The organism is Bacillus sp. FSL K6-0923 (genome assembly GCF_038630825.1).
Classification (GTDB): Bacteria; Bacillota; Bacilli; order Bacillales; family Bacillaceae; genus Bacillus; species Bacillus pumilus.
Genome location: NZ_CP152044.1, coordinates 1,272,365 through 1,284,566, shown reverse-complemented (window position 1 = coordinate 1,284,566; position 12,202 = coordinate 1,272,365). Strand labels below are relative to the sequence as shown.

Genomic DNA, 12,202 nt, shown 5'->3' with positions numbered 1-12,202 from the left:
GTTTTTGTCACGTGATTCCCCTCCTAATTAGGCGTATACATCCTCTAATAGTGTATCGATTGACGGTTCTTTACTGTTTTTAGCGAATTCTACAGACGCTTCAATTTCTTTCTTCGCTTCTTCCTGTAAGACCGCTGCCTGCTCTTCTGTCAAAACATTTAGTTCAATCAAGAGAGATTTAAAGCGCTTGATCCCGTCTTTTTGTCTCCACTCTGTTTCTTCTTCACGTGTACGGTATTTTTTCGCATCACTCTTAGAGTGACCCTTCCAGCGATACGTTTTCATTTCAACAAGTGATGGACCTTCTCCAGCTCTTGCACGGCTGACCGCTTGATCTACTGTGTTCATAATCTCAACCATGTCATTTCCATCAATTGATTTTCCTGGGATTCCATAGCTTTCTGCTCTTGTTGAAATGTCTTCAATGTTAATCATTTCTTTTACAGGGCCAGACATACCGTACTGGTTGTTTTCACAAATGAATACAACAGGCAAATCCCAAATGGATGCAAGATTTAGTGCTTCGTGAAAGCTTCCTTCATTTGTCGCTCCATCTCCGAAGAAACAAAGAACGACAAAGCCTTCCTGTTTCATTTTAGATGTGAGCGCTGCACCTGTTGCCAGCGGGATACCGCCGCCAACGATTCCATTTGCACCAAGGTTTCCTTTTTCTAAATCAGCGATATGCATCGAGCCGCCTTTTCCTTTGCAATAACCAGTCTCACGCCCGAATAGTTCCGCCATCATCTTATTGACCTCTGCACCTTTTGCAATACAGTGACCATGTCCACGGTGCGTACTGACGATCTTATCTTCGTCCTTTAATACGGCAATTGATCCAACAGCTGACGCTTCCTGTCCGACACATAAATGAGTGGTTCCATGGATAAGTCCTTTCGCAAAGAATTGATCGACCTTTTCATCAAAATATCTCACTAACCACATTTGTTTATATAAATCTGCTAATCTCTCATGACTAATCTGTTCAGGCAAAGTGATTTGTTTTTGCATTTCTTCTCTCCCCTTTACATTTGTTCTTATGTGTTACATTTGTAATTATCATACGTTTAAGTATCATTGAAGTCAAGCATTTCTCTTTCATTTTTAAGCGTTTTCACCTTTTATCAGAAAAAAAGAGAAAGGCAAAGCCCTTTTCTAAAGAACTTCTCTTTCTCTCCCAATCCCTTACGTTCTCATTTATCTGGATACATCATGATTTTGACACTCTCACCTTCAGGGTGCCTTGCGCATTCTATCGCCTGAAGGAGCTGACTTAACGGATAACGATGCGTCACCATCTTTTCTGTGTTGACCACTTTTGCTCTTAGAAGTTCAAGGGCTTCGAGGTAGTGATAAGGATGCGAGGAATAGGCTCCTACTACTTTCACTTCATCATGGAAAAACCGATCAGCCGGAATGGAGACGTCTCGCTTTGGGAAATGAGCAAATACTAAAATCGACCCGCCTCTCGCTACTGCTTGAAACGCTTCTTTTAAAAGCGCACTACTCCCAACAGAAATAATGACGAGGTCTGCTCCCTTTCCATTTGTTTCTCTCATGACCCGGTCTTCCACCGGCTCAGACGCTGGATGAAAAGCGACGTCTGCCCCTAAATTTCTCGCTTGCAGCAGCCGGTTCTCATTCACATCCGTTATCATCACTTTCCCAGCCAAGTAATGTTTGGCAAGCTGTAGTTGAATGCAGCCAATTTGCCCCGCTCCAAGGATCAGTACAGAATCTCCTGGATGAACAGGTGCTCGTTCAAAACCGTGCAGGCAGCAGGCGACTGGCTCCACCATCGCCCCTTGCTCATATGAGACGTCATTTGGGAGCTTGCCCATTGTGTGCTTGACATGTAATGCAGGTACGCGGATATACTCTGAAAACCCGCCTGGCTCTACATTAGTGGCTGCAAACTGCGGACACATTGTATAAAATCCCCTTTGACAAAAGTCACAGGTAAAGCAAGGCACATGGTGCGCAACATAAACCCTGTCTCCCGTTTTTATATTTGTCACATGCTTTCCGGTTTCAACAATATCACCAGCGATTTCGTGCCCTAGTACCGTTCCTGGAGGTACCGTCTCATGTGTTGCTTTGTAAATATCTGTGCCGCATAAGCCGCAGGCACGCATCCTTAATAGAACTTCATCATCACTTATCGCAGGCCGGTTCCGCTTCTCATACCGAATGTCCTCTGAAGAATAAAAGACAGCTGATTTCATGTAGCTGCATCCTCCTTTTCATCACCTTTCGCAAAATCCTGCAACGTTTGCACAAGCTGCTTGTACTCACTCATCTCACTGGATATCCAGTAACGTCCTCCGAATATACGAGATGGGCCCACCCTGACATAGACTTTTCCGATATGAGGGTATGGCTTAATAAAAAGCTTTCCTTTAATATCAGAGACCGCATATGTGTGCCATCTGCCAAACGCTCCGATTTTGAGTTTATCTTCACTAATGATGACGTTTGTCGGCTGGTTCAGTCCAGTGATACTAGAAAGCATGAGGATAGGCAACGTATAAACGCCTAACACAGCTAACGGTTCAGGCCCTGCTGACATTAACGTATAAAGAGACCAAAGGAAAAACAGACAGATGAGTACGGCTGGAAGAAAAATAGACAACACTGCAGACGTTCGGCTATAAGCATGATGCTGCATGAGACGTCCTCCTTTCAGATACATAGAAGGAGCCGGGAAAGCTCCTCCATGGAATGATTGTTTACTTAATATGATCGATGATTTTTTCAATATCATCTTCAATGCCAAATCCGGTTAAAAAGGATAATGTTTGAATCACAGGCGTTCCTTTCGTATCACTCACTGGTGTTGTCGTTACGATTAAATCGGCGCCCTCCGCTTTTTGCGGGACTTCAGATGCCTTGCACTGTTCCACCACAACATCGTATCCTTTTTCCTTTAACGTCTCTTCGACCTTTTTAGCAACAACCGTTGATGTTGCAACCGCTGTTCCGCATGAAACCAATATTTTCTTTGCCATAAGAATCCCTCCAGCTCGTTTATTGATCTTTCTGATCTAAGCCCATTTCTTTCGCATACTGCTTTCTAATATCATTTCGCACCCAGTACCATAGAAGCGCATAAGCCAAAGCACAGATGATGGCTGCAATAAAGTATGGGTTGCTCGGATCAAGAAGTCTCACCATGATCCAAGGAATGACGTGGGAACCAAGGTCAATACCTGAAATCATATTGGCTCCTTCTGGGAAGTCAAATCCGACTGCTTTCCCCATTGTTGTCGCAAGCGGTGCGAGATTCGTTGCGATAAAGAAGACAATCATTAATGTAAAAATACTGTTAATAAGACCGCGAATAATATTTCCACGAGCGGCTGCTACTGCCCATACAACTGTAAACGGCAGAACTGATAAGTCAGCAAACGGCAGCATGCCATTGTAAGGCAGAACGACCGCTAGTAGAATCGTAATCGGCACCATAAGAAGGGCTACCGCCATATTTGCCGGATGACCAATCACAATCGCTGTATCTAAACCAATATAGACATTTTTTCCAGGGAAGCGCTTTTGAATATAAGAACGAGCGCCCTCAGAGATTGGAATAAGACCTTCCATTAATAACGCAACCATTCTTGGCATTAGCACAAGAACTGCTGCCATTTGAATACCAAGCGTCATGACGCCTTTCGCATCATATCCACCTAAAAGACCAATAATGATACCAAGTATGAGACCCATCACAAGTGGTTCGCCAAAAATGCCAAAACGTTTCTTCAATGTTTCTGGATCAGCATGAATTTTGTTTAAACCAGGGATCTTGTCAATGATGCGGTTAGACGCATACATAAGCGGCGCGAAGTTGACCGTTTCAGCATGAGCCATCGATACGCCTTTCAATCCAAAGTGGTGTTCGATTGTCGGTGCCGTCCAATCGGCTAATTTAAGTGTGATAGCAGAGACGATCAAACCAACAGCAAGTGCCAAGAACATATTATGATAAGCGTAATAAGTCACAGAGGCTGCGAAAATCAAATGCCAGAAGTTCCAAATATCCACATTCAGTGTTTTCGTAAAATTAACGGACAATAAGATGACATTTAACAAAAGCACAAGAGGAATCATCAAAGGGGCAACGGGTGTTCCAAAGGATATAGCAGCTCCAATCGGCCATCCAACATCCAAAATATCGAGCTTTAGCCCAAGGGAAGTAACCATGGCTTTTGCTGCTGGCCCAAGGCCGCTCACAAGCAAATTAATGACAAGGTTGACACCGACAAACCCAATTCCGATCGTAATACCGGCTCGGAAGGATTTCTTAAAGCCTTGCCTTAAAATCATACCGAAAAGCGTCATAATAATCGGGAGCATAATAGTTGGTCCAAGGTCTAATATAAAATCGACAGCTTGCTTGATCATACATCCACCTCCTGGTTTTTTCGAATAAAGCGCTTACATTATTTTGTCAAAGGCTATTGGTTTAATTCTTTCTGAAGCAAAGCAACCGCTTCTTCATACGACGTCATGTCAGACAGCTTCGTCATCACCTCTTCTTTTCTAAAAAGTGTCATGAGCTTCTCTAACATCACAAGCTGCTTACTAGGTTCAGAGATTGCTAGGACGAACACAATTTTGGCCAGCACAGTTTCATCAGGGCTCCCCATCTTGTGAAACATAACAGGTTCCTTTAGAGTGGCTACACTAATCGCCGGTTTGTTCACATGCTCAGGATCTGTATGTGGAATTGCTACCCCAAAGGTCGCAAGTGGAAGGCCTGTAGGATATGTTTTTTCTCTTTCAAGCACCGCTGGTAAAAAGCTCGACTTAATATATCCTCCTGCTTCTAATTGCTCTGCTAAATATGTGGTCACCTCCTCTCTCGAAGATGCATCGTACTGCAACTTGATCAGTTGTTCATCTAACTCAAACAAGTTGTTCAAACAACCACCCCTTTCATTTGGTATAAATGTGAACACATGTAACAAAAAGAAAGAACATTTTAGAATAGAAACTTTTATAAAGCGCTTACAAATACACATATAGAAAAATGTTCAATGTTGTTACCTTTGTAAAGATATTATAATATTCTAAATTATAAGTCAATGTTCCTAGGAAAAATTTTATAAAAAAAGATGCAGTTTTTTCTGCATCTCAGATTGTTGACAAAGGGCTAAAATGATCTTGATTTTAGCCCTTTGTCTTCTTTTCAGCGTGATAGAAAACCTTTGCAGTCTAGGAAGGACGAGCACAGGAACGGAGCGAATTTGACATCCGTGAGTACCGACGCGCAGGACTGAAACCGAATGCGAGGGTTTGTCTACACGCTGAGATGCAGTCTTTTCTGCATCTTTCATCAACTCTGCTCTACTTCTTATTAAATGTGACTTCTTCTAATCACTCAGTACTTGCTCTTTGATGTGAGCAACAACTTTGTCATTCATACGCAAAAAGACCCTTAGCCATTGAAATACATTACAGTCTGTACTTCAAATGGCCAAAGCGTCTTCGATTCCCTGATCCGCTGTGTTTCTTTTATATAAATAAAAAAAGAAACGCCATCCTCAAGAGGCGCTTCTTTTCCCGGGAAATGTTCTTATTGGGCAGAGAGCTTTAAATCGACGCCAACGGCAGTTCCGTTTCTTGAGGAATCAGCCACTCCAGTAAAGGTTCCTGCTTTTCGATCAATGAGTAGCGCTTGAACATTTCCTATATCAATAGGCGAATTGCCGAAACGATGCCCCATATCATTAAGTTTTGTTCTCACATCGAGAGGGACACCTACTTCATAACGATAAGAAGTAGGACTGTTTGTATAAATTCTTGGTTCTTCAACTGCATCCTGAAGCTCCATCTCATATTCAAGCAAATTCAAAATAGTTTGTGAAACAGAAGCAATGATGGTTGTTCCTCCCGGTGAACCTACTGTCATGACAGGCTCATTATCTTTAAAAATGATGGTCGGTGTCATACTGGACAACGGTCGTTTATTCGGCTGAACTTCATTTGCTCCGCCTGGTATTGCATCAAAATCTGTTAGTTCATTGTTTAAGAAGAAACCATATTCCGGGACGAGAATCCCCGTACCAAATAACTGTTCAATGGTTGTCGTGAACGACACAACATTTCCCCACTGATCGGCAACAGTAAAATGTGTGGTCTCACCAATGGTTTTATCTTCAGGCTGCGGTACAATAGGAGATGGATTTTTTTCATCCTCATACGCCCACGGATCTCCTTCTTTCGGGTTAAGATTCTTTTTGTCTAATTGAATAAGAGAGGCTCTTTCTGAAATGTAATCATCGTCTAATAGTCCTTTTAGTGGAACATCTACGAACTCGGGGTCGCCGGCATATGCAGCACGGTCAGCATAGGAGAGATGCATCGTTTCAGCAAGTAGTTGATATTTTTCGAATGATTTGGGGTCATATTGAGATAGGTTAAAGTGGTCAAGTATTTTGAGCATTTGCAGCATAAACACCCCGCCTGAGCTTGGTGGAGGCATACTTGCAAGCTGGTATCCTTTATAGTCTCCCCAGATAGGCTTGTCAGTCTCGACCTCATAACGACCAATGTCATCAGTTGTCATTGTCCCGCCAAAATCTTGGACTGTATTTGCAAGTGCCTTTGCTACTTTTCCTTCATAAAATGCTTTGCTTCCTTTTTTCGCAATGAGCTTAAATGTTTTTGCAAGGCCTGGCTGAACTAGGAGGTCTCCTTCTTTGAGCGGCTGATCATTTGGAAGAAAGATGGGCGCTGCAGCCGTTTTTTTCAATTTTCCTTGATGATCATCAATGGCTTTTGCCAAGACAGAATCGATTTCAAATCCATCCTCTGCAAGCTGGATGGAAGGCTTAATCAATTCCTTCATTGAGCGGGTTCCCCACTTATCTAATGCCGCCTCAAGACCTTTCACAGTCCCTGGAACACCAACAGCATTACCATGTGTGGATCGCTCAGCAAACGGGATGGCTTTCCCCTCATCTGTTAAAAACATGTCAGGTGTTGCGCCTTGTGGTGCTCTTTCTCGACTATTGATGATGGATGTTTCTTTTGTCTTCCCATCATAAACCATCATAAATCCTCCGCCACCAATTCCAGACATCATTGGCTCTGTCACATTCAGTGCGTACTGGATGGCAACAGCAGCGTCAACAGCGTTTCCACCTTTCTTTAATACATCTGCACCCACTTCTGATGCGAGCGGATGGGCAGTAGCCACCATGCCATCTTTCCCAACAGCTACTTTATTCCCATGAGTTTCGTTTGCAGTGACCTGACCGACAGGCAGAAAAAACGAGAAAACCAACAGACATATGGACAAAATAGTTAGAGAAATGCGTTTCATACACAACACCCCTTCCATATTCTTACTTTGACCATACCGACTTCTTGACCAGAATACAATAGATTATTCTAAAATTTCTAAAATTTTCATTCTATCATCCTATATTCATCAAATGTAAAGTGGATTTTCAAAACATATGACACACGTACTAAGTAGGGATAAAGACACTATCCTTTCATGTTTTTGATTTCGCGGTATAATAAACGCATCGCAAAGGGGGAAGAATGATGAATCAAAAAAGCACTTTATTTTGGGAAACTTATTGGAAAGAAAAATCAGAAAGCGCACCAATTGACGCATCTGTTTCCGCTTGGGCATTTGGAGCAGACCCAGATCATTTACTTGACCTTGTTCTGCAAGGGAAAAAAACAGCGACATGTTCTGGACATCTTTTTTACGAAAAGGAACAGGAGCCGCTTCCAAAGGCAGGACAATATGCGGTCATTTTGGACAGCCATGACGAACCAAAAGCCATCATAGAGATCACGCATGTAGATGTCATGCCAATGAATGAAGTTCCAGAATCATTTGCCCAAGCAGAAGGTGAAGGCGATCTTTCTTATCACTATTGGTACAGAGCCCATGAAGCATTTTTCACAGAATCACTCAAACCGTACGGATTAGAATTTAAAGAAGACATGCTCCTCGTTTGCGAGCGATTTAAACTTGTTTATTCAGCTTCTTAAGCTTTAAGCGGCGCCAAAAAAGGACCGCTTTTTTCATTTCTTTTCTCCTTTCTGAAAAAGGTGTGATGAGAACACATCTTTAGGTCAGAATAAGATCAAATAGAAAAAGTGAAGAAATTTTCGACTACACCTGTTTTTTTTCGACAAAAGAATATATAATTATTTGATGTGTGCATTGTCTCATTTATACAATGGAGGGTTTTTACATGTTAAAAAGGAAAAAAGACAAGTTTTCCGTCTTGTTAACGGAAATTGCTAAAAATTTAGATGAAACTGCTGAGTATTTTGTTAGCTATAAAGTAACAAATCAAACCACTCTGAAAGAATTTTCTGACACATTGAAGGAATATGAGACAAAAGGTGATAATCATGTTCATACTATGATTAAAGAGCTGAACAAAGCCTTTATTACACCGATTGAACGTGAAGACATTCTTCAATTGACGAATAGCCTCGACGATGTTTTAGATGGAATTGAGCATTTTTCAGCGACAATGGAAATTTATTCAATGACAAGCTCTGACGAACATATCGACAAATTCAGCCACTACATCAGAGAATGTGCGAAGGAAATTTTAATTACAATCGATTTACTGGCTGAAAATCGCTTAAAAGATATTCAACCACACGCAATCAAAATCAAAGAGATCGAGCACAATTGTGACAATCTTTATCGTAAATCACTCAAGAACTTGTTTGGAAAAGAAACGGATCCAATTAAGGTCATTCAATACAAAGAAATTTACGAAACACTTGAAGAAATTGCTGATTCCTGTCAAAGTGTTGCCAACAATCTAGAAACAATCATAATGAAGAATGCGTAACGGGGTTAGTTAAACATGGACACATTACTCATCCTTACCATATTTATTGTCATTTGTGCACTTGCTTTTGATTTCATCAACGGATTCCACGATACAGCAAATGCCATTGCCACTTCGGTTTCAACAAAGGCGTTAAAGCCTAGACATGCTATTATTATGGCAGCGTTTATGAACTTCTTAGGAGCAATGACATTTACAGGTGTGGCAAAGTCCATTACAAAAGACATCGCAGATCCTTTTACACTTCAAAACGGTTCTGTCGTCATTTTGGCTGCTTTAATTGCGGCCATTACTTGGAACTTGCTTACTTGGTATTACGGGATTCCGAGTAGTTCTTCGCATGCACTGATCGGATCAATTGCAGGAGCTGTTATTGCCTCTGCTGGTTTTGGCGCTTTAAACTATTCGGGGTTCATTAAAATCATTCAAGCACTGTTGCTTTCACCTATCCTAGCTTTCGTATTAGGATATATCGTGTACACCATTGTCAAATTTATATTTAGAAACCACAATCTCGCAAAAACAAATAAACAATTCCGTCGTGTTCAAATTTTAACTGCAGCACTACAATCGTATACCCACGGAACAAACGATGCGCAAAAAGCGATGGGAATTATTACGATGGCTTTAATTGCAGGGAATTTGCATACAACAGACGATATTCCTTTCTGGGTACAATTCTCTTGTGCGCTTGCAATGGGACTAGGTACGTCTATTGGCGGCTGGAAGATTATTAAAACAGTCGGCGGTAAAATTATGAAAATTCGTCCAGTAAACGGAGTATCTGCCGATTTAACGGGTGCAGCTATTATCTTCGGTGCGACATTTATTCACTTACCTGTTAGTACCACTCACGTGATCTCATCTTCTATTCTAGGTGTAGGTTCTGCACACAGAGTAAAAGGGGTAAACTGGGGTACGGCAAAACGTATGCTTGTCACTTGGGTAATTACATTACCGATTTCAGGAACTCTCGGGGCTCTTATATACTTTGTGTTAAATGCGATTATCTAATATCAAAGACCTGTCTGACAGGTCTTTTTTTATTTGTCTGCACCCTTTTCCTACAAGCCATTTTTTCATGAAGCAGGGTTTCCAATCATATCCATAGAAATAAAGTAAGTATCCATCTGTCTATGGGAGAGAAAATCATGCTATTATTTTTTCAATTGACCGTGTGGTTATTGCTGGGTGCCCTTGCTGTATATGTATTTGCCGTATGGCGTTTTGAACAAAAAGTAAAAGAAAAGATGTTTGCCATTCGTAAAACGTGGTATTGGATTTATGTAGCTGGTGCTGTTGTATACTGGACAAATGACCCTTCTTCAATCTTCACCGATTGGATGCACTACTTAATTATTGCCGTTTTTTTCGCATTAACCGATGCATTCATCTTTCTCAGCTCCTATATTAAAAAACTCGGAAATCACGAACTAGAAACCGACACCCACCAACTCCTAGAACAAAATAACGATCTACTTCATTCTTACCTCAATAAACTAAAAACGTACCAATACCTATTGAAAAACGAACCGATTCATGTATATTATGGAAGTGTAGAGGCATATATAGAGGGAATTGAACGGCTCATTTATTCTTTTGCCGACAAGATGAATATTCAAGCAGTTCTTTGTCCTTACGATACGCAGGAACAAAAAGATGACCTGCTCCGGACACTTGACCAGCGAGCTCTTATTCAGGCGAAGCTTGACAGGCAGGAAGTCTATTACGATGATTTCGGCAAATTGGTGCTCATCCCGTTTTCTGTAGCAGATGATCACTTCGTCATTAAGCTCACCTCTGATGACATTGTCACTGAGTTCGACTATTTATTAATGACATCACTTACAACAATTTATGACCTAATCTTGCCTGACGAAGAGGAAGGTGATGAAGATGGACCACGCACTTCAAGGGGATAACAACAATCGCAAGAAAAACCCTTTTAAGATTTTAAAGAAAAAGCAACATATCAGTATGGCGGATTACAAGGTAAGCCCCCATACAGAACGTATTTTTAAAAAGAATGAACAGCTATTGGATGAGTATAAAAATAAAAGGGCATGATTACACTAAAGGACGCGGAACAAAATCCGCGTCCTGCTTCCATTTTTACATAGACTTGCATACAATAATCTATACGCTGCAACGATTGAGGTGCCAATAAATGAAAAAGAAAATCAAACAATTGAGATATGTTCAGTTTGCTGAATTTAAGTCGTCGCCTTATATGCGTCGATTAAATGAACAAAGTGAAGCAGTCATCCAATCATCCAAACAGAAACACTCACTGATTTAACAGCTTCAGAAGCTTTTCCTTCGTTTTAGGTCCGTATACCCCATCACTTGTCAGACCATTTACCAGCTGAAAACGTGCTACGGCGTTCGCCGTTTTTTCTCCGTAAACTCCGTCTATTCCTTTATTTGCAGCTGCTTTATCAGGATAAAAATAAACAGCAGCAAGCGCCTGCTGGACGAGGCGTACGTGCTCTCCCTTTGTCAATGGAGAAGTCACCTTTAAAACCCCATCTGGCAGCTCATACAAGCTCTTTGCATCGTTACGATAAATTTTGAGAACTTGTCCAATTTGAATCTTATTCGGATCACTAATGTCATTCCACTTCTGTAAATCTTGAACTGTGACCCCATGAGCTTTCGCAATACTCGTTAACGTATCCCCGCTTTTCACGACATATGTGATGACCGTCTCAGGATCTTCTGCTGTTTCAATCCCTTTTTTAAATTCATTCCAAGTAGATAGAAGCTGGCGTGGACATGCTTTTCCTGACCAGTACTGATGTGTGACCACATTTGCTAGCGGTATGTGATGTTCTTTTAACAGCTTTTGAATGAGCCATTGTGCATGTTTGACCGCTTGCTGAAAATTCCCATCTACATTCTCACAAATTTCAATTCCGATCGACTTCCGGTTACCATTCCCATGACCATCCCCTGCATGCCAACCATTTTCATTTAACGGTAGATGCTGAAAGATTTCATGATCATCCACTGTAAAGTGCCAGCTCACCTCTGTCGTTGGGCTTTTTACATAGGCCGCATGACTTTTCGCATCCGCTCCCTTTGACGTGTTTGCTGTGTTATGCACCGTTACATACTCCGGTGTCATCGCATACCCTGGGCGGTTTCCGTTTCCAACTGGAATAAAATCTTGATAAATTTGTACCATGTACTGCACTCCCTTTTGCTAGATTGAATTGATCTTTCTCATCAATCGGTGGCATTCGTAAGACAATACTTGTTTGTTTTCATGAGAAGACTATGGTAAAATTTGAATTCAATTCACTCTTTTTAGTCGTGAAACGTGCAAAAATACAGAAAAAAACAGGAATTAATTCCATTTTTCC

The 12,202-nt window shown here is 41.3% G+C and carries 14 protein-coding genes; 6 read left to right on the top strand and 8 right to left on the bottom strand.

All coding sequences use genetic code 11. From position 1 onward, the window contains the following. Positions 1–27: 27 nt before the first annotated feature. From MHI16_RS06420 to ggt, 7 genes are all read right to left on the bottom strand, one after another. Positions 28–1,011 (bottom strand): thiamine pyrophosphate-dependent dehydrogenase E1 component subunit alpha, encoded by a 984-nt coding sequence (locus MHI16_RS06420; RefSeq protein WP_058014219.1) that lies wholly within the window; start codon positions 1,009–1,011, stop codon positions 28–30. A gap of 182 nt (positions 1,012–1,193) precedes the next feature. After that, positions 1,194–2,225 carry an alcohol dehydrogenase catalytic domain-containing protein gene (locus MHI16_RS06415; RefSeq protein ID WP_058014220.1) on the bottom strand — a complete coding sequence of 344 codons (1,032 nt, stop codon included), beginning with the start codon at positions 2,223–2,225 and terminating at the stop codon, positions 1,194–1,196. Further along, complete coding sequence (locus tag MHI16_RS06410; RefSeq protein WP_003211419.1) at positions 2,222–2,668, bottom strand: hypothetical protein; 447 nt, start codon at positions 2,666–2,668, stop codon at positions 2,222–2,224. The genes MHI16_RS06415 and MHI16_RS06410 overlap by 4 nt, the downstream gene beginning before the upstream one ends. 61 nt (positions 2,669–2,729) lie before the next feature. Further along, positions 2,730–3,008, bottom strand: coding sequence for a PTS sugar transporter subunit IIB (locus MHI16_RS06405; RefSeq protein ID WP_003212259.1), 279 nt, complete (start codon positions 3,006–3,008; stop codon positions 2,730–2,732). A 19-nt stretch (positions 3,009–3,027) separates the two neighbouring features. Then, a complete protein-coding gene (locus tag MHI16_RS06400) occupies positions 3,028–4,401 on the bottom strand; it encodes a PTS transporter subunit IIC (protein ID WP_058014221.1) in 1,374 nt (457 codons plus the stop codon). A gap of 53 nt (positions 4,402–4,454) precedes the next feature. Continuing rightward, positions 4,455–4,922, bottom strand: coding sequence for a PTS sugar transporter subunit IIA (locus tag MHI16_RS06395; RefSeq protein WP_058014222.1), 468 nt, complete (start codon positions 4,920–4,922; stop codon positions 4,455–4,457). A gap of 653 nt (positions 4,923–5,575) precedes the next feature. Continuing rightward, a complete protein-coding gene (gene ggt, locus MHI16_RS06390; protein ID WP_058014223.1) occupies positions 5,576–7,327 on the bottom strand; it encodes a gamma-glutamyltransferase in 1,752 nt (583 codons plus the stop codon). A gap of 227 nt (positions 7,328–7,554) precedes the next feature. On the opposite strand from ggt, the gene MHI16_RS06385 reads away from it, so the two are divergent. From MHI16_RS06385 to MHI16_RS06360, 6 genes are all read left to right on the top strand, one after another. After that, entirely contained in the window at positions 7,555–8,013 is a 459-nt protein-coding gene (locus MHI16_RS06385; protein ID WP_058014224.1) for an ASCH domain-containing protein, read from the top strand. 206 nt (positions 8,014–8,219) lie between these two features. Next, a complete protein-coding gene (locus MHI16_RS06380; RefSeq protein WP_003212390.1) occupies positions 8,220–8,837 on the top strand; it encodes a DUF47 domain-containing protein in 618 nt (205 codons plus the stop codon). A gap of 15 nt (positions 8,838–8,852) precedes the next feature. Beyond that, positions 8,853–9,851, top strand: a complete 999-nt coding sequence (locus MHI16_RS06375; RefSeq protein WP_058014225.1) for an inorganic phosphate transporter — start codon at positions 8,853–8,855, stop codon at positions 9,849–9,851. 137 nt (positions 9,852–9,988) lie between these two features. Then, on the top strand, positions 9,989–10,759 hold the full coding sequence (locus MHI16_RS06370; RefSeq protein WP_003211137.1) for a type II toxin-antitoxin system SpoIISA family toxin: 771 nt from the start codon (positions 9,989–9,991) through the stop codon (positions 10,757–10,759). After that, positions 10,728–10,904: a type II toxin-antitoxin system SpoIISB family antitoxin gene (locus MHI16_RS06365; protein WP_080984789.1), complete on the top strand. Its 177-nt coding sequence runs from the start codon at positions 10,728–10,730 to the stop codon at positions 10,902–10,904. The genes MHI16_RS06370 and MHI16_RS06365 overlap by 32 nt, the downstream gene beginning before the upstream one ends. Positions 10,905–11,004: 100 nt before the next feature. Then, entirely contained in the window at positions 11,005–11,136 is a 132-nt protein-coding gene (locus MHI16_RS06360) for a hypothetical protein (protein WP_260850301.1), read from the top strand. Here MHI16_RS06360 and MHI16_RS06355 read toward each other — a convergent pair. Beyond that, complete coding sequence (locus MHI16_RS06355) at positions 11,125–12,024, bottom strand: N-acetylmuramoyl-L-alanine amidase (RefSeq protein WP_058014227.1); 900 nt, start codon at positions 12,022–12,024, stop codon at positions 11,125–11,127. The genes MHI16_RS06360 and MHI16_RS06355 overlap by 12 nt on opposite strands. Positions 12,025–12,202 lie beyond the last annotated feature (178 nt).